The sequence below is a fragment of the Oceanobacillus phoenicis genome, from assembly GCF_047238145.1.
In the GTDB taxonomy this organism is placed as follows: domain Bacteria; phylum Bacillota; class Bacilli; order Bacillales; family Amphibacillaceae; genus Oceanobacillus.
The window spans coordinates 3,670,675-3,688,743 of the sequence record NZ_JBDFME010000001.1 but is presented as its reverse complement, the minus strand read 5'-3'; the positions used below and the strand labels follow the sequence as shown (position 1 = coordinate 3,688,743).

At 34.0% G+C, this 18,069-nt stretch carries 22 protein-coding genes; 18 read left to right on the top strand and 4 right to left on the bottom strand.

The annotated features are described in order from the left end of the window. Positions 1–17: 17 nt before the first annotated feature. The 3 genes from ABC346_RS18620 to ABC346_RS18610 are packed head-to-tail and all read left to right on the top strand — an operon-like array spanning position 18 to position 4,019. Positions 18–1,670, top strand: coding sequence for an acyl-CoA dehydrogenase family protein (locus tag ABC346_RS18620; RefSeq protein ID WP_413236273.1), 1,653 nt, complete (start codon positions 18–20; stop codon positions 1,668–1,670). Next, entirely contained in the window at positions 1,663–2,562 is a 900-nt protein-coding gene (locus ABC346_RS18615) for an NAD(P)-dependent oxidoreductase (protein WP_413236272.1), read from the top strand. The genes ABC346_RS18620 and ABC346_RS18615 overlap by 8 nt, the downstream gene beginning before the upstream one ends. Beyond that, positions 2,559–4,019, top strand: a complete 1,461-nt coding sequence (locus ABC346_RS18610; protein WP_413236271.1) for a CoA-acylating methylmalonate-semialdehyde dehydrogenase — start codon at positions 2,559–2,561, stop codon at positions 4,017–4,019. The genes ABC346_RS18615 and ABC346_RS18610 overlap by 4 nt, the downstream gene beginning before the upstream one ends. A gap of 76 nt (positions 4,020–4,095) precedes the next feature. Here ABC346_RS18610 and ABC346_RS18605 read toward each other — a convergent pair whose 3' ends face one another. After that, positions 4,096–5,136 (bottom strand): enoyl-CoA hydratase/isomerase family protein, encoded by a 1,041-nt coding sequence (locus ABC346_RS18605; RefSeq protein ID WP_413236270.1) that lies wholly within the window; start codon positions 5,134–5,136, stop codon positions 4,096–4,098. A gap of 306 nt (positions 5,137–5,442) precedes the next feature. Between ABC346_RS18605 and ABC346_RS18600 the strand changes: the two genes are divergently transcribed. Beyond that, positions 5,443–6,378 (top strand): NADP-dependent oxidoreductase, encoded by a 936-nt coding sequence (locus ABC346_RS18600; protein ID WP_413236269.1) that lies wholly within the window; start codon positions 5,443–5,445, stop codon positions 6,376–6,378. A 56-nt stretch (positions 6,379–6,434) separates the two neighbouring features. Here the strand turns inward: ABC346_RS18600 and ABC346_RS18595 are convergent, their stop codons facing one another. Beyond that, entirely contained in the window at positions 6,435–7,358 is a 924-nt protein-coding gene (locus ABC346_RS18595; protein WP_413236268.1) for a MazG nucleotide pyrophosphohydrolase domain-containing protein, read from the bottom strand. Positions 7,359–7,486: 128 nt separating this feature from the next. Between ABC346_RS18595 and ABC346_RS18590 the strand changes: the two genes are divergently transcribed. The 6 genes from ABC346_RS18590 (at position 7,487) to ABC346_RS18565 (ending at position 12,482) form a co-directional block, all read left to right on the top strand. Beyond that, the gene (locus tag ABC346_RS18590) at positions 7,487–7,792 is read left to right on the top strand and encodes an ArsR/SmtB family transcription factor (RefSeq protein WP_413236267.1); all 306 of its coding nucleotides are present in this window, start codon (positions 7,487–7,489) and stop codon (positions 7,790–7,792) included. Position 7,793: 1 nt separating this feature from the next. Further along, positions 7,794–8,480 (top strand): SRPBCC domain-containing protein, encoded by a 687-nt coding sequence (locus ABC346_RS18585; protein WP_413236266.1) that lies wholly within the window; start codon positions 7,794–7,796, stop codon positions 8,478–8,480. 603 nt (positions 8,481–9,083) lie between these two features. Beyond that, positions 9,084–11,003, top strand: coding sequence for a threonine--tRNA ligase (gene thrS / locus ABC346_RS18580; RefSeq protein ID WP_413236265.1), 1,920 nt, complete (start codon positions 9,084–9,086; stop codon positions 11,001–11,003). A 158-nt stretch (positions 11,004–11,161) separates the two neighbouring features. Next, complete coding sequence (locus ABC346_RS18575) at positions 11,162–11,632, top strand: GNAT family N-acetyltransferase (RefSeq protein ID WP_413236264.1); 471 nt, start codon at positions 11,162–11,164, stop codon at positions 11,630–11,632. A 14-nt stretch (positions 11,633–11,646) separates the two neighbouring features. After that, a complete protein-coding gene (locus ABC346_RS18570) occupies positions 11,647–11,934 on the top strand; it encodes a hypothetical protein (RefSeq protein ID WP_413236263.1) in 288 nt (95 codons plus the stop codon). A 20-nt stretch (positions 11,935–11,954) separates the two neighbouring features. Continuing rightward, positions 11,955–12,482, top strand: a complete 528-nt coding sequence (locus tag ABC346_RS18565; protein ID WP_413236262.1) for a DUF4269 domain-containing protein — start codon at positions 11,955–11,957, stop codon at positions 12,480–12,482. On the opposite strand, the gene ABC346_RS18560 is transcribed toward ABC346_RS18565, so the two are convergent. After that, positions 12,475–12,771, bottom strand: coding sequence for a hypothetical protein (locus tag ABC346_RS18560; RefSeq protein WP_413236261.1), 297 nt, complete (start codon positions 12,769–12,771; stop codon positions 12,475–12,477). The genes ABC346_RS18565 and ABC346_RS18560 overlap by 8 nt on opposite strands. Before the next feature lie 225 nt (positions 12,772–12,996). On the opposite strand from ABC346_RS18560, the gene ABC346_RS18555 reads away from it, so the two are divergent. Genes ABC346_RS18555 through fosB form a run of 3 tightly spaced genes read left to right on the top strand, consistent with a single transcriptional unit; the run spans position 12,997 to position 14,723 of the window. Then, entirely contained in the window at positions 12,997–13,722 is a 726-nt protein-coding gene (locus ABC346_RS18555) for a sulfite exporter TauE/SafE family protein (protein ID WP_413236260.1), read from the top strand. Between the two features lie 25 nt (positions 13,723–13,747). Continuing rightward, complete coding sequence (locus ABC346_RS18550) at positions 13,748–14,308, top strand: GNAT family N-acetyltransferase (RefSeq protein WP_413236259.1); 561 nt, start codon at positions 13,748–13,750, stop codon at positions 14,306–14,308. Next, complete coding sequence (gene fosB / locus ABC346_RS18545) at positions 14,301–14,723, top strand: metallothiol transferase FosB (RefSeq protein ID WP_413236258.1); 423 nt, start codon at positions 14,301–14,303, stop codon at positions 14,721–14,723. The genes ABC346_RS18550 and fosB overlap by 8 nt, the downstream gene beginning before the upstream one ends. 38 nt (positions 14,724–14,761) lie before the next feature. Here the strand turns inward: fosB and ABC346_RS18540 are convergent, their stop codons facing one another. After that, a complete protein-coding gene (locus ABC346_RS18540) occupies positions 14,762–15,001 on the bottom strand; it encodes a DUF2651 family protein (RefSeq protein ID WP_413236257.1) in 240 nt (79 codons plus the stop codon). A gap of 169 nt (positions 15,002–15,170) precedes the next feature. Here ABC346_RS18540 and ABC346_RS18535 point away from each other — a divergent pair, with 169 nt between their 5' ends. The 5 genes from ABC346_RS18535 (at position 15,171) to ABC346_RS18515 (ending at position 18,050) form a co-directional block, all read left to right on the top strand. Continuing rightward, positions 15,171–16,229: an NAD(P)H-dependent flavin oxidoreductase gene (locus ABC346_RS18535; protein ID WP_413236256.1), complete on the top strand. Its 1,059-nt coding sequence runs from the start codon at positions 15,171–15,173 to the stop codon at positions 16,227–16,229. A 179-nt stretch (positions 16,230–16,408) separates the two neighbouring features. Further along, positions 16,409–16,585, top strand: coding sequence for a hypothetical protein (locus ABC346_RS18530; protein WP_413236255.1), 177 nt, complete (start codon positions 16,409–16,411; stop codon positions 16,583–16,585). 78 nt (positions 16,586–16,663) lie between these two features. Beyond that, positions 16,664–16,849: a hypothetical protein gene (locus ABC346_RS18525; RefSeq protein WP_413236254.1), complete on the top strand. Its 186-nt coding sequence runs from the start codon at positions 16,664–16,666 to the stop codon at positions 16,847–16,849. A gap of 12 nt (positions 16,850–16,861) precedes the next feature. After that, positions 16,862–17,116, top strand: coding sequence for a spore coat protein (locus tag ABC346_RS18520; protein WP_413236253.1), 255 nt, complete (start codon positions 16,862–16,864; stop codon positions 17,114–17,116). Between the two features lie 301 nt (positions 17,117–17,417). Continuing rightward, entirely contained in the window at positions 17,418–18,050 is a 633-nt protein-coding gene (locus ABC346_RS18515; protein WP_413236252.1) for an N-acetylmuramoyl-L-alanine amidase, read from the top strand. The last annotated feature ends 19 nt before the right edge of the window (positions 18,051–18,069 follow it).

Here is an 18,069-nt window from a genome sequence, read left to right as displayed (position 1 = left end):
AAAGGAGGTTTTTTAACGTGAAACATACTGAAACGAGATCTTTGTTTCCTGATGAAAAGGGGTTAGAAAAAGATAGCTATTCGATTATTTTAAGTGAGGACGAACAACTAATTACTAAAACGATACATCAATTAGTGGACGAGAAAATTCTCCCTTATATGGACAAATTGGAAGGTCATGATTATACGTTACAGAAAAAGAGAATGAAAGAGGTTGGTCAATTAGGTTTAATGGGTGCAGAAGTTCCTGAAAAATATGGTGGACTAGAAGCTGGAAAACGAATGTCTGGAATTATAGCAGAAAAAATGGGGTATGCAGCTTCCTTTAGTGTAGCATTCAATATTCATTCTGGTGTAGGTACGTTACCATATGTGTATTTTGGAAATGAAGATCAGAAAAATCAATATCTACCAAAACTTGTGTCAGGCGAATGGGTAGGGGCGTATGCTCTAACCGAACCTAACGCCGGATCAGATGCACTGGCTTCCAAAACGACTGCAAAATGGAATGAAGAGAAGCAGGTGTGGACTTTAAATGGAGAGAAGCAATGGATTACAAATGCACATATTGCAAATGTGTATGTTGTATTTGCAAATACAGAACAAGGTATAACTGCTTTTATAGTTGAAAGAACTTTCAAAGGGGTATCCATAGGAGCAGAAGAAAAGAAATTAGGTATCAAAGGATCATCTACAGCAACATTAATTTTAGAGGACGTAGAATTAGGTTCTGCACAAGTTCTAGGGAAAATTGGGAAAGGTCATCGTATTGCATTAAATATATTAAATCTAGCAAGATTGAAAATTGCTTTCTCAAATATTGGTATGTCGAAACAAGCACTTGAACTTGCTATTAAATACGGAAAAGAACGTCAACAGTTTGGCAAAAATATTGTTGAATTTGGATTGATTCAAGAGAAAATAGCGAATATGGCTACAGCCATTTATAAGTCAGAGTGTACAGCATACTACACTGCCAGCTTACTTGATCAGCAGTTAATTGAACAAGGTAAAGAGAATTTTATAACATTACTTGCTCGTTTTTCCATGGATTGTTCCATTAATAAAGTACTAGCATCAGAGTCGCTTGATATGATTGTAGATGAAGCATTGCAGATGCATGGTGGATATGGTTATATGCAAGAATATGAGATTGAAAGATTGTATCGTGACGCAAGGATTAATCGTTTATTTGAAGGTACATCTGAAATTAACCGATTAACGATAGCGAAATCGTTTTTAAAACAGTACTCCGATGAAAAATTAAATGAAGAAATTGAATCAGAACAAAGTGTATATATTCGATATGGAAAAGTTTTATTAAACAAAATGTTGAAAGCGGTTACTTTTAGTGGAGACGAAGTTAATCAAATGTATCTGGGGGTAATTGCAGATACCGTAATGGATGTATATGTGATGAAAACAGCTGAGTTAAATTGTAATCACTCCGAAGTAACAAAGCAAATGACACAGATAATACTAGAAGAGAATGTACAACGTATTCTTGAAAGAACCAAGCGTATGATTGTTGCTAAGGTAGATGATGGTTTAGTACAACAACAGTATTTAGACGAAATTGAGGAATTAATAATTCCTAATTATTCTAATATATACGAAGCCAAGGAATATATCGCAAAATCATTAATAAAAAAAGGGGGATATTATGTCTAAAATTGGTTTTATTGGTTTAGGAAATATGGGGTTACCAATGTCTATTGGGTTAATGGAGAGTGGATATGAGGTCATAGGTTATGATGTAAACGAGGAACGGTCACTGCTTTTTAAAAAGTCTGGAGGCAATATTGCGCTTTCATGCACTAACGTAGTTGCAGAAAGTGATGTTATCCTTACTAGTTTGCCATCCAATAAGGCAGTTGAATCTGTATATCTGGATAAAGATGGATTGGTTGACCATTGTAATCCTTCACAAATAGTGATTGATACAAGTACAGTTTCTCCTGAGTTAAATCAACAATTGGAAGCCTCCTTATTGGAAAAATCGATTTCGTTTTTAGCAGCTCCCGTTAGTGGTGGGGTGGTTGGTGCAGAAAACCAAACCTTAACCGTGATGGTTGGAGGAAAAGAAGAGACTTTTCAAAAAGTGGAAGATATTCTGAACGTCATTGGTGGGAACGTCTTTCATGTTGGTGAACAAATTGATAAAGGGACTACTGTAAAACTGATCAATAATCTATTAATTGGCTTTTATACTGCAGGGGTAAGTGAGGCCCTTCAAATCGCCAATCAAAAAGACATTGATTTAAACGATTTATTTTCGATGATGAATGTTAGCTACGGTCAAAGCAGAATTTATGAGAGAAATTATAAAACATTTATTGAACCAAACGATTATAATCCGGGTTTTGCACTAAAGTTACTACGAAAAGATTTAGAGTTTGCTATGGAAGTAGCAGACAACAATCAATTAGATTTGCCAATTAGTAAATCATTGCTAGATTTGTATAAGAATTTAGAACAACAAGGATATGGTGATCAAGATATGGCCGTTTTATACAAATATCTAAAAGATACCATTGATCAAAATAAGGAGGCGACGACATGATTAGTTCTGAAACAAAACATATGCGAAATTATATAAATGGGAAGTGGGTAGATGCCAAAAGTGGGAGGCAAGAAGTGATTCCTAATCCTGCAACTGGAGAAACAATAGCTACGGTCACTATCTCTGATATAGAAGATGTAGATATGGCTGTTGCCGCAGCTAAAGAAGTGTTTCCAGAATGGTCAGACATTCCCGTGCCAAATCGCACAAGATATCTACTTGATTATTGGAAGTTACTACAAGATCATAAGCAAGAATTAGCTGAGATCATTACCTTAGAGAATGGTAAATCACTGAGAGACGCACAAGGAGAGGTGCAACGAGGAATAGAAGTAGTAGAACTAGCTACTTCCACTCCTTCTATGATGATGGGAGATGCACTCCCTAATATTGCTAAAGGTATAGACGGTTCAATATGGCGCTATCCTCTAGGAGTTGTAGCTGGTATTACGCCATTTAATTTTCCAATGATGGTTCCACTTTGGATGTTTCCTTTAGCAATTGCCTGTGGAAATACCTTTGTATTAAAAACTTCAGAAAGAACACCAATATTAGCAGAGAGACTCGTTGAATTATTTTATGAAGCTGGATTTCCAAAAGGAGTATTAAATTTAGTCCATGGTGGAAAAGAAGTCGTTAATCGATTTTTAACACATCCAGATATTGAAGCAATCTCTTTTGTTGGATCAGAACCTGTAGCTAAACATGTATATCAAACAGGAACTGCCCACGGAAAGCGTGTTCAAGCTCTGGCTGGAGCGAAAAATCATGCAGTAGTAATGCCTGATTGTGACATGGAAAAGACCATTCAAGGAGTTATTGGAGCAGCATTTGGAAGTAGTGGAGAAAGATGTATGGCCTGTTCAGTAGTTGCAGTAGTCGATGATATAGCTGATGCGTTTTTAGAACAGCTAGTAAAAGAAACAAACAAACTTCGAGTCGGGGATGGAATGGATGACAGTAATTTTATCGGACCAGTTATTCGAGAATCCCATAAAGAGCGGGTACTCAGTTATATCGATTCTGGTGTAGATGAAGGAGCGCATCTTTTAGTGGATGGAAGGAAAATCAAAGAAGAAACTCCAGATGGTTACTATGTTGGAGCAACAATTTTTGATCATGTAACACAAGAAATGAAAATTTGGCAAGATGAAATTTTTGCACCTGTATTAAGTGTAGTACGTGTGTCAGATTTGGAAGAAGGTATTCGGGTAACAAATCAATCAAAATTTGCAAATGGTGCTGTGATTTATACAAATAGCGGCAAATCTGCTCAACTGTTCCGTAACAGAATAGATGCGGGTATGATTGGGGTAAATGTGAATGTTCCTGCTCCGATGGCTTTCTTCTCGTTTGCAGGTAATAAAGCTTCATTTTATGGTGATCTAGGAACGAACGGAAAAGATGGTGTACAATTCTATACTCGTAAAAAAGTAGTTACTGAAAGATGGTTTTAATTGATGGATAGTAAGTAACTAAAATGGTGGGAAAGGTTAAATCTTTACCACCATTTTAGTATGTGGAGCTTGCCTATTAATTAAAATAGGATTCTACTAAATCTTTCTCAACATCATCTAATTTCTTATATTGATAGTTTGGTTTTTGGTCTTTATCGATAACGATAGATCGTACCCCTTCATAAAAATCATTCGATTTTAAGAAGTTTTTAACAAGTATTAAATCCATATCAAAGCAAGCTTCTAATGATTTTTCTTTCCCTCTCCGTAATTGCTCCAATGTAACCTTCAAAGAAATAGGCGATTTCGTTAATAACAGTTGTTTAGTTTTATTTGCAAAATCACTCTCTGCGCTCTCTAAAGCTGTAATAACCTGTTCTAAAGTAGAATAAGAGAAATATTCGTCGATTTCAGAACGATGATTCTCTAATCTGCTTTGGTCTGATGCTGAAGTGAATTTCTGCACGATATTATCTATTGCATGGTCAATATCCGTTTCAATTATCCAATCTTTTTTTGTAAGTTCGTGGATGAATGTATCTAAGTTATCTGTTGTGATATAGTGATCTGCTGCATTTGCATAAATTGCGTCAGAGCCAGAAATAACTGATGCAGATAAGGCAAGGTAATAACCAACTTTTCCAGGAGCTTGATTAAAAAAGTAGGATGCTCCAACATCAGGAAAGAAGCCAATATTCATTTCTGGCATTGCCCATTTTGTACGTTCTGTTACAATTCGGTGGCTTGCCCCGTAGGTGAGACCAACTCCCCCTCCCATCGTAACCCCATCTAGAATTGCTATTATAGGTTTTGGATAATGATAAATAAGAGCATCTGTCTTATATTCTAATTGGAAAAAACGAATTGCTTGTTGATATTTAGATTCACTCTCTTTTGCTTGATAAAGTGTTTTGATGTCTCCACCTGCACAAAATCCTTTAGGACCATTCCCTGAGAGTATGATAAATTTAATATTGGAGTCATTTTTCCAATCTATTAATTGTTGATGAATCAATTCAATCATACGTTGAGATATAGAATTAATCGCTTTTGGCCGATTTAATTCAATAGTTCCAACCCCATTTTTTTCGCTACATAGTACAACATCTTGTTCCATTTCAATCTCTCCTTCACTTTTTGATTTTTGGATAACGCTTACATAACCGAATATCTTCATTTGATTCCTTATTCTAAGTATTCTATTAATTATATATTATTTTACCATTCATTACCATAAACTGAAACTTCATTTCAGTAGACAGTCGTTCTTTCACTGTACTACAAGGGAATTAACATTGAACAGTAGCGGTAGTTAATTTCATCTTATTGTCTTTAACGATAAAATCATATATTGTATGGTAATGATTAAATTAGTCTATATTGGGGAACAAAGATGATAGATCTTAAAAGAAAGAGGGATAAGATGAAAGCAATTGTAATTCAAAACTATGGACACGCAGATGAACTTCATGAGCAAGATGTCCCCAAACCTAAATTAAAAGATAATCAATTATTAATCGAACAATATGCAACATCAATTAATCCGATAGATTGGAAAATGCGTGAAGGGTATATGAAAGATGGGTTTAATTTTGATTTTCCCATTACCCTTGGCTGGGACTCTGCTGGTGTCGTAGCAGAGGTTGGAAAAGATGTAGGTCAGTTTAAGGTTGGAGACCGTGTGTTTTCACGACCAGCGACTACTGCTCAAGGAACTTATGCAGAATTTGTAGCAGCAGAGGAATCAAGAGTGGCGAAACTACCAGAAAATGTATCTTTTGATGAAGCTGCAAGTGTTCCACTGGCAGGTCTTACTGCTTGGCAATGTCTAGTAGATTTCTCAAATATTAAAAAAGATGACAACGTTCTTATTCATGCAGGTTCGGGTGGCGTCGGTAGTTTTGCTATTCAATTTGCCAAATATTTTGGTGCTTATGTAGCAACTACTGCTAGTGAAAAAAATGAATCATTAGTGAAAGAATTAGGAGCCGATCGATTCATTAATTATAAAGAAGAGAAGTTTAACGAAGTTCTAAACGATTATGACATTGTTGTCGACACATTAGGTGGCGACATATTAGAACAGAGTTTTGATGTATTAAAAGAAGGTGGAAAACTAGTATCTATTGCAGGAAATCCAGATGAAGAAAAGGCAAAAGAAAAAGGGATAAAAGCTGGGTTCCTTTGGTTAGAAGAAAACGGAAAGCAACTTAGCGAAATAGCAGATCTCTTGGAAACAGGTGAAGTTAAGCCGGTTATTGGTCACACGTTCCCATTTACTGAACAAGGATTACGAGAAGCACATCAATTAAGTGAAACACATCATGCTAGAGGGAAAATTGTAATAAAAATAAAATAAAATTCAAGAAACCATATGGAGAGATTTCATATGGTTTTTTTGAATGATTAAATTGTCTAATGAATAAGAAATAAAATATATTGAAGTCCATCTTTGTTTGTATACATTTCCACTTGAAAAGGAATTTTTTGTATGAAAATGAGATTTGAACTTCTTTTTACTTCTAAATTATGTATTGAAAGAATATCTAGGAGATTGTTTAAAACGACGGTATCGGTATTGTCACTAGCTGCAATCTCGAAAACGTATCCATCTAATCCTTCTATTTGAGCACATTTACAAAAATGAATAAAAGAAGGGATGCTTTTGCAAATATTACTCTCCATACTTCTATTGGGATCCCATTCATAACTCCCCCATAGTTTCTGCTCTGTAATTTTACTAGTCGATTGATTGATAAGAGTTTTATATCTTTTTAAGGTCAGTGTTGTTGTTGGGTCGTGCATAAAAGAAAAACGATTTTTATCTCGTAGAGCCGATTTTTTTAACACCTTATCAATAGACTCGAATACATTAAACTTAAAGTGATTTGCAAAAAGAATGAGATATTTATGTAAATAGGCGATCTCCGAGCCTAAATTACGATTTTTTTCTGTAGATTTTTTTATTTTGTCTCCATCGTAATGATTAATGATTCGCGCAATTTTACCTGCTTGAATCTGAATGTGAAAAAATAAATCGGTTATAGAAAGACCACTTCTTAGTTCTTGTAATTCTTTTGTGTTTGTTGGAATAGCTATTTTCATATATACTTCTTCTAATTTATTTATATATTGGTTAGCTAAGCAGGTGGAAATAATATAAATATCCGCAGTTTCTTCTTTCATATCATCTATATTAAAATTTTCTTCCATCATTAATTCTGCTAATTCACCAATCTCTTCTTGTAGTCTGGCAAGCGCAGATATGGATCGCCAGTAGCCGCCTAATTTTTGAATATGTACGTCAATATTACGCTGATATATATGGATGTCTTGCATATTTAACCCTCCTTATTGTAAGTATAACAAAAGTTTTAATTTAATTATTCAAATAATTATTCCATTTAATTTAAATTTAATATATAATACATATAACTAAATGGTTATATAAAGGGAGTAACACACATATGGTGAATTTATATAAATTACTTGCGGATCCAACAAGAAGAACAATACTCTCTTTAACAGCGAAGAGAGAGTATACACAAAAAGAACTAGTTTCATCATTTGACATGAGTCAACCTGCAATTAAGAAACATATTGATATGTTAATTGATGAAGAATTAATTTTAATAAGAAGGGAGGGAAAATACAATTACTATCGTTTAAATGAATCATTGTTTGAAAAAGAAGCAATTGAGGTGAAAAAAGAAATTAATCGTATACTGGAATCTAAACTTGGTCGTTTGAAAGATTTTTTAGAGGAGGAATAGGATGGAATGGGTTAGTATAGCAAAAAAAGAAATAGTTATAAATACGAGTATTGAAAAGGTTTGGCAAGCATTAACTATACCCGAACTTCGAAATAAATGGGAAACAAGACAGTGTGAAATTGATTTATGCAAAGGAGGGAAGATATATTTAGATTACGGTTGGAATGTAACTTATGAAGGAGTCATTGTGGAAATTAAGGAAAATGAAAAACTGGTGTTAGAAGATATAGATGGTTATTATACTACATGGACACTTCAATCACAGGGAGAAATGACGAACGTATCGATTGAATACACAGGAAATTGGGTTGGTGACCACGGTATTTCAGAAATGGAAAATATGCTTTTTGGAACGTTTCAATTTATGTTAAATCTAAAAACCGTGATGGAGGACAAATATGATCAACGTGAGCACTTCTGGAAAAGTTGGTTAGGATTAAATAATCGTACTGAAAATGATCGAGTCAAGGTGGTTCATGTCCATGAAGACACTCCCGTTTCAGGTAAAGTTCAAATGGGGGACTATATTCACGCTGTAAATGGAGAAGTTGTGAACCATTATGATGGGTGCGAATTTGCAATAACACATCAGCCTGTGGGAACTGAAATAAAGCTTGATATTGAAAGAAATGAAAAACAAATTAAAATTATTGCTAACACAATTCCATATGGAACTGCATTGAGATAATAGATTATTGCCTTTTTTTGAAAAACAGCTTGCTAATCCATGGGTGATTGTGTATGATATATCTTAATATTATATAGAGCGAAGATAAGGACATGGATTACTTGGAATAGTTCTCAGAGAAGGAAGGTTAGGTGTGAGCTTCCTAACTAGGAAAAGTAATTTACCACCTTGGAGTTGTGTTAGGGTAACAACTAATACCGTGGATGCGACGTTATAGCAAATGAAGCCGAAAACAGTGGAAAATTTTCGGGAACTTGGGTGGAACCACGAAAACACACATTCGTCCCTTCTTATGAAGGAGAATGTGTGTTTTTTATATACAATTTTATATTCTAATAAGGCACTGAAGAGGACATGAGAAGTATACTGCATTTACAGAGAAGGAAGATGGCTGAGAACTTCCTAATTGGTTGTATGTTTTTTACCACCTTGGAGCTGTGTTAGGGGTAACAACCAGCACCGTTAAAGCGACGTTATCGCAATCAAGCCAAGGATAGCTGAACGCTATTTGGAAATTTGGGTGGAACCACGGATAGAACATATCCGTCCCTTGTATAGGGATGGATATGTTTTTTTATATTTAAAAAAAAGGAGTGAAAGAAAATGAAAGAATTTATTGTTATTGAGTTACCAGATAGTAAGCAGATAAAGGTGGAGAAGGGAACGACACTCATCGAAGTGGCAGGGAAGATTGCAACAAGTTTGGGGAAAAAAGCAATTGCTGGAAAGTTCAATAGTCTGCCGATGTCATTAAATGATTCATTAATGGAATCAGGAAAACTAGAAATCATTAGCATTGATTCGAATGAAGGATTATCCGCTATAAGACAAACAGCAGCACGTGTATTTTGTCATGCAATTCAAAGAGTATTTGGCGATGTGAATTTAGGTATTGGAAATCAAACAGAGAATGGATTCTATTATGATTTTCATACAAATCATCGTATATCAAAAGAAGATTTTAACGTTATTGAAGAAGAAATGAAAAAGATTATTTCTGCAGATATTCCTATTGAATTAAATCTGCTTTCACGTCAGGAAGCAATTCAACTATTTGAATCATATAATCAAAGTTATAAATTGGAACTTATCAATGACTATAAACAAGATATGGTAAATGTGTATAGAGAAGGACAATTTGTTGATATATATGAAGGTCCTTATCTTCCTTCTACAGGTTGGTTGAAAGCTTATAAACTTTTAGAAGTATCTGGCGTTTATTGGAAGGGAGAAGAGACAAACGATGTTTTGCAACGTGTATATGGTATTGCCTTTCGTAACAACAAGGAATTAAACGAACATTTAAAAAGGGTAGAAGAGGCGAAGAACAGAGACCATCGAAAATTAGGCAAACAATTAGAATTATTCATGTTTTCAGATGAAGCTCCAGGAATGCCTTTTTATTTACCAAAGGGTCAGTTGGTACGACAAGCATTAGAAGATTATTCAAGAGAAGCGCAACGCAAATCTGGATATAATGAAGTGCGCACACCATCTATGATGAATCAAAAGTTGTGGGAAGAATCTGGTCATTGGGATCATTACCATGAAAATATGTATTTTTCGGAAGTTGATAAAACGAATTTTGCTTTAAAACCGATGAATTGCCCGGGTCATATGCTGATATTTAAAGATAAGTTGTATTCTTATCGTGATCTCCCTGTACGAATTGCAGAATTTGGTCAAGTGCATCGTCATGAATTTAGTGGAGCATTAAACGGACTCCTTCGTGTACGAACTTTTTGTCAAGATGACGCTCATATTTTTATACGTGAGGATCAGATGGTAGAAGAGATACGCAATGTTTTTTGTCTCATTGATGAGGTATATCAAACATTTGGATTTTCCTACAAAGTGGAATTATCCACTCGTCCAGAAAAATCACTGGGGAATGAAGCATTTTGGGAAGATTCTGAGGCAGCACTTAAACAAGTATTGGATAATTTGGGCATAGACTATGTGCTTAACGAAGGTGATGGCGCATTTTATGGTCCAAAAATCGATTTCCATATTGAGGATGCTCTACACCGGAGTCATCAATGTGCAACGATTCAACTGGATTTTCAAATGCCAGAGAAATTTAATTTGACTTATATCAATGAGAACAATGAGAAGGTTCGACCAGTCGTTATTCATCGAGCGATTTTTGGCTCGATTGACCGGTTCTTAGGAATTCTGATCGAGCATTATGCTGGTGCTTTTCCAACATGGTTAGCTCCTGTTCAAGTGAAAATATTACCAGTAGCCAAGGCGCATGAAGAATACGCTAATGATCTAAAACAACTTCTGCTTAGTCACAATATCCGTGTGGAAATTGATCATCGAAATGAAAAATTAGGATATAGAATCAGAGAAGCACAGTTAGAAAAAGTACCATATGTTTTAGTAGTTGGTAATCAAGAGGTAAATGAAAACCTTATTAATGTAAGAAAATATGGTGAAAAAACATCGGTGAATGTTGGCGTAGAAGATTTTATAGTAAAAGTTTGTGATGAAATAAAATCTAAAAAGTCATCATGGTAAATAGTAGAGGGTCTATAAACGAAAACAGCAGCAAAATTTTATGATAATGGTAAATAGCTCCACTATATTAACTAAAAAAATACAGAATTTAAATAAGCTTTATATATTCAGAAATATAAGATAATATAAAGTTATGAAATGATAAAGGGGGAATTGTAATGACATTTACTTTTAAAAAAATAGATGCATCTAATTATAAGAAGGCAATATTCTTACAAGTGAATGAGAATCAAGATAATTATGTGGCACCAAATTGGTATTCGATTTTAGAAGCAAATTATGAATCTGAAGAAAAGCATCCTTTTGCTATATATGAAGATAAGGAAATAGTAGGTTTCTTAATGTATAGCTATTATTCTGCTGATGAAGATTATCCTCGTGATTCATGGTGGTTAGAACGGTATATGATTGGGAAGGATTTTCAGGGGAAAGGCTACGGTAAGAAGGCATTAAAACAATTTCTAGAATGCTTTTTTAAAGAATATGAAGGGAAAGACATTCTTACGTCTGCTGTCCCTGAAAATCATGTTGCCATTACGTTGTATGAACAGGCTGGATTTAAAAGAACTGGAGAATACGTGGATAAAGAGGTAGTCTTAGAGTTTCCATTTTCAAGATTTAAAATATGAAGTAAGGTGATAGCTTGCAAAATAGAAAAGAGTTATTTACACTACTCGGTTGGTTTTTCACAATCTCGTCTGTAGTTTTAATGACGAGTATGTTCTTTGGCTGGGAGAGCTTGATGGACCTTCTTATTATTCGTATTGGATCTTTCTATATATTAACTTCATTAGTTCTATCATTGATAGCACTTATAATGGCTTTCTTCTCTAAAAATAAATGGAAATTGGCTTTACAATTAATTAATTTTTCCCTAGTAATCATGTTAGCATGTATTAATATTATGGCTCTAGGGTTTAATGAACCGTAATCGTGAATTGGAGGGATGAGATGAATAGCTTTGCAACTTTAAAAAATGGTAATTCAGAGCAGAAAAATGTATGTGAACTTGTACAGTCTTTAAGGATTTTAGACGATTTCTCGAGGTATAGGCCAGTCGTATGTGGTACATATCCAATCGATATTTATACCGATGAATCCGATATCGACATCATCATGTTTGTTGACGATTTTCAATTGTTTTCCAAAAAACTATATTCGCATTATCATCACTTGAAAAAATTTAATTTGAAAGAAAAAATCATTCGTAATAATCAAGTTGTTAAGGCGCAATTTGAATTCCAGGGATACATGTTTGAACTATTTGGTCAAAATGTACCAGTATATGAACAATACGCTTATTTACATATGAAAATTGAAAATCATATATTGAAGTCATATCCATCAATTAAAAATAATATTCGTTTATTAAAAAAAGCAGGAATCAAAACAGAACCCGCATTTTGTAGGATGTTGGGAATTGCAGGCGATCCATATGAGGAATTAATTAATTATGGGAGAGATCAAGGAATTATTTGATATTATTGCTAGTCTCCTTCGCCTTTAACCAATCAACATAACGTTTGCCCTCAAGTAAAGAAAATCCAAACGTTTCACGTGCTAATTTTACTGCCTTTACATCTTGCTGTTGATCAATTAGGAGTAATAATTGTTGATGTATTGGATGATCAGTATAATCGGAGGCCTCTTCCTTATTCAAATATTGAGTATTTGATTCTAGAGATTTTAATTCACTTCGAGTTTTCATTAATTGGATTGCCAAATATAATATGATGAAAATAAGTGAAATAAAGATTATCAACTCCATATTTTCCCCTCCATTTGTTTGATTATAAATATATTGTAACACCAAAAGGAGTTAGGTGCCTTCCTTCGTTTCAGCTTTTACTTGTAGTATACTTATAAATATAGCAACTGGGTAATTTTCAATAAATATTATTGAAAAGAAGCTGGGTAAATGTGACTCGTTTATTATTCTGATGGATCGACCATCCATATTAGATATTTTTTCATGCATATAAGGAGTGTGAAGATGGGGACGATTATTGCTTTTATTAGCATTATTGTAATCGCTAGTATATTTCAAACAAGTACTGGGTTTGGCTTTTCGATAATGGCCACTCCTTTTTTACTTTTACTATTTTTACCACAAGATGCTATACAAATAAACATTGTACTTTCATTAATCATATCGATTGCATTGATTTGGAAGATTCGATCAGATGTAGACAAAAAACTATTGAAGCGGATGATTTTTGGGAGTATTGCTGGGGTACCATTCGGAATTATTATTTATATGACGGTGGATATTGTGATATTTAAATTAATGATAAGTATTATTTTGTTATTGTTAACCCTCCTGCTATTAAGTCGTGTAAAGATGACTCCAACCTCCCGAAGAGATTATTTCGTTGGATGGACATCTGGTATTTTAACTACAAGTATTGGCATGCCGGGACCACCGCTATTGTTGTATTTTACAGGTGCAAAAATAACAAAAGAAAAATTACGTGCTACTACACTTGCTTTCTTCTTATTCATCTATAGTATTAGTCTGATTACGCAAATAACATTTAGCGGGACGACAGCAACAGTGTGGATGTCTAGTTTGTATGCTATACCGCTTGTGATTATAGGTTTAGTACTAGGACAATATATATTTAAAAAGATGAATCAGCAAATATTTACAGTCATAACGTATGTCTTGTTGCTTATAACAGGTATCTATTTATTATTTGATAGTATGAATTCGATTTAAACAGCCTAGATTTGGAGGAGAAACTATGGATTGGTTTGAGCGATTAAATAATTATTTTCCTGAGGATGAAATGAAAGCAAAACAACAGATGGATTTACTGCTTAAAGAAAAAGGAGACCACTATCATAAAGATGAAAGTGATGTACATATTTTGATGTATGCCGAATTTGAACATTTTGTATTTATTGATTTTTTATGGGTGTCTGAAAAAGCAAGAGGACAAGGTATCGGTAAAAAAATAATTCAAAATTTGAAGCATAAAGGTAAAACAATTTTGCTTGAAGTTGAACCTGTAGATGAAGATAATCAAGATACAGAGAAACGTCTGCGATTTTATACAAGAGAAGGATTTAAACTTGCTCCAAACATAGGTTATGTATTTCAAGCTTTTATAGCGAAGGCAGAAACACCACTTAGCATTATGTATTGGGATAGTCATGAAAAGACAGATAATGAAATATATCAACATATGAGAACCGTTTATGAAGCCATCCATACGTATAGAACATACGAAATATATGGGGTAAATCCTAAACAAGTTTCAGATGTTATTTGGATAAAGAATGAAGGGGGATTTTATGATTGATATTAAAGGACTGAATCATCTGTTGTTTTCTGTATCCGATTTGGAAGAGTCTATCGATTTTTATCGCAATGTTTTTAACGCTAAACTTCTAGTAAAAGGGAGATCAACAGCATATTTTGATTTAAATGGGATATGGTTAGCGTTAAATGAAGAGAAACATATTCCTCGAAATGAAATTAATGAATCTTATACCCATATGGCATTTTCCATAGATGAATCAGAGTTTAGAAGTGCTTTTCAACATTTAAAAACGCTGAAGGTTAACATTCTAGAAGGAAGAGAACGTTCTGAGCAGGATAAACAATCCATTTATTTTACAGATCCAGATGGACATAAATTTGAATTCCATACGGGAACATTGCAAGATAGATTAAACTATTATCATGATCAAAAAAAGCATATGACTTTTTATTAAGTAAAAATGGCATAGAAGTATCTTTCTTATGCCATTTTTCAATATTGTGGTTCCTTTTTTTGAAAGTAATCAATGATTAAGCTAAAAATTAAAGACATCACAGTATAAATAATGGCCCATATTAAAAAGCTTGTGTTATATACGAAAATGGTGAGGATAAGAAAAACGATGAGTGTAATTGAAGGAAAAACAAACCATTTTCGGAATAAAAAATACCCAAAAACAGAAGCAAGAATCACAAAGATCGGATAAACGATAAGAACTAATAGAAATTCCAAAGCTATCAGCTCCTTGGATTTTTTATTTTATTATACAATAAATAAACAGGTCTGAATATTCCGATCTTATTTCAAGTGATAAGAAAAGAATTAAAATAAATGACTAGTGCAGGAATTAATAGAATGGTGTAGAAATTAGTATAAAAGTCGTGTGAATAGGAGCGGTGTTATGAATAAATCTTTTTTAGAAGCTATTGGAATTGAATATCCCATTATCCAAGCGCCAATGGCAGGAGGAATTACTACTCCAGAATTGGTAGCAAATGTCTCCGAAAGTGGAGGACTAGGAATGATAGCTGCGGGTTATTTAAATCCCAATCAATTAAAAGTTGCTATTCAAGAAGTGAAAAAAAGAGTGGATAAACCTTTTGGGGTTAACATATTTGTTCCTAGTGATTTTACATATTCTTCTCAGCATGTGGAAAATATGCAATTAATGATGAAAAGTATATATGACGAACTTCAATTAACTGACTATAAAGTAAAGGAACTTCCAAAATTTAAAGATCAACAAGCGATATTCGAACAACATTTACAAGTGATTCTAGATGAAGGAATAAAAGTGTGCTCATTTACTTTTGGATTGCCAACCGAAGAGCAAATAAAACAGTTAAGGCAAGCTGGTGTCTATACGATTGGAACTGCAACGACTGTAAGAGAAGCCCTTATTATACAAGAGCTAGGAATGGATGCTGCCGTAATGCAAGGAAGCGAGGCTGGAGGACATCGTAGTCATTTCTTAAGTTCTTTTGAAGAAGGTAATATCGGATTAATAGCCCTTGTTCCGCAGGCAGTTGAAGAAATCGATATTCCAATTATCGCTGCTGGTGGCATCATGAATGGCAGAGGAATACGAGCTTGTTTAGAACTTGGAGCTCAAGCTGCTCAAATGGGAACAGCTTTCTTAGCATTAAAAGAAAGTGGAGCGCAGAATCTTCATAAAACTGCTATTCTAAACGCTGCTGAGGATGAATTGGTCTTTACAAAAAGTTTCTCTGGAAAATGGGCAAGAGGAATTCGTAATGAATTTACGGAAGAAATGAAATCAAATGAAGCAATGACTTTACCATTTCCTATTCAAAATACATTAACGCAACCAATTCGTAAAGAAGCGGCTAAGCAAAATAAGGCTGCATATATGTCATTGTGGTCTGGACAGGCTCCTCGCTTAGCAACAAATGTTGATGTAACGACGTTGATGGATCGACTGATTAAGGAACTAAATTAGGAAAATAATTATGCAAGCATTACTTGTTATTGATTGATACGCATAATGCGATAGTTCATAATCGTTTTTACAGATTTTATCCAAACTGTATTACATTGGTCTCGAGTAATAAAAGTGTTAGATATGGAAGAATATAGAGATTTGAATAGGAGTATGAGTTTGTAGTAGGGAGTGATTAGGTGGAAGTTATATTAATATTTGTAATAGGATTCATAGTACTATTACTTGCGATTATTGCCATAATCAAATCGATTACTCATCGAATTCAAAATTCAGGTAAAGAAGTAAAAGATAAAATTGAACACTTGGAGAAAAGGTTAGATGAGTTAGAGAATAGTGAAGAGAATAAGAAATAGTTATGGTACGTTTCTCTGAATAGATAGTAATGTGCTGGGTAAACTATCGATGATATATCATCGAAAGGAGCTTGTTGGATGAACCAATTAACACAGACGGAATTAGAAAATCTGCGGAAAATGATTGGAGAGCATGGGATGATTGCAAATAAATTAGAATCTTATGCTCAAGAAGCAATGGATCCGGAACTAAAGTCAATTCTACAACGTGATGCTCAAGCAGCTCGACAAGCACAGCAACAGTTATTGCCATTCTTACAGTAAGGAGAGAGGTATATGCTACAGGATAAGGATATTGTAAATGATTATTTAAATGGGTTAAATGCAAGTATGAAAAGCTATGCCGGATACATTACAGAGGCAAATAATCCAGAACTACGCCAAAAATTAGTCAGTTTACGTAATGGTGATGAAGCAAGACAGTTAAACGTATATCAATATGCATTACAAAAAGGTTTTTATAAACCTGCACAGCAAGCATCTCCACAAGAAATACAGCAAGTACAAACTGAATTAAATCAAGGTAGTTAATCATAAGCTGGTGAATACCCAGCTTATTTTTTTTAGTTATGTATAGAGTTAATACATTCTAAATTACTATTTAGTATCGAAGTATCATATAGATACACATGTAATAAGTTGGTATTCTAGTTTAGAACTTTTATAGAGATTGCTACTTCCCTTTTTAAATATAAAATTAAACAAAATTCTCTTGTCTCCGATAGTGAAAGTAAGTAGATCACTTTTGGAGGATGGAAAATGTTTCGTTTATGGAGAACAAGTTTTATAGTTGTAGCATTATTTTTTTTTAGTAGCGTGTAAGCAAGAAGTAATGGAGGATACAGTAGAAGTAGAAGCTAAGGAAGAAAAGGTAGAATCTGCGGAAGTGGATTTGGAAGAAACTGTGATAGATATGTATCTTCCAGAAGAGAATTCAGAACCAAGAGAAGCATCAATAACTCACGTAATGTTGCACTTTAGCAGTAATGCATTAGAAAAGCCAGAGAATCCTTTTCAAGTCAAAGATATCTATGAGGTTTTCCGTGAGTATGAGGTATCTGCACACTATGTGATTGATCGAACTGGTCAAATATATCGATTTGTGTCTGAAGATAGAATTGCTTACCACGCTGGTAATGGAAAGTTAGAAGGATTTCCAATGTATGAAGATAATTTAAATCCTTATTCTATAGGAATTGAGCTACTAGCAATTGGTACAAAAGAAGAAATGTTACCAATGATGAGCGCTGAACACTATGATACAATAAGCTCTAGACATATAGGTTATACAAAAGAACAGTACGATGCATTACAAGGTCTATTAATGGATATTTCAACAAGACATCATAATTTAAAACTGAATCGGAACCATATCATTGGTCACCAGGAATATGCATCAGAACGAAAGACAGATCCAGGCGAACTCTTTGATTGGGAAAAGTTAATGAGTAGGTTCGAGAATTAAAGAAAGGAGGCAGAATACA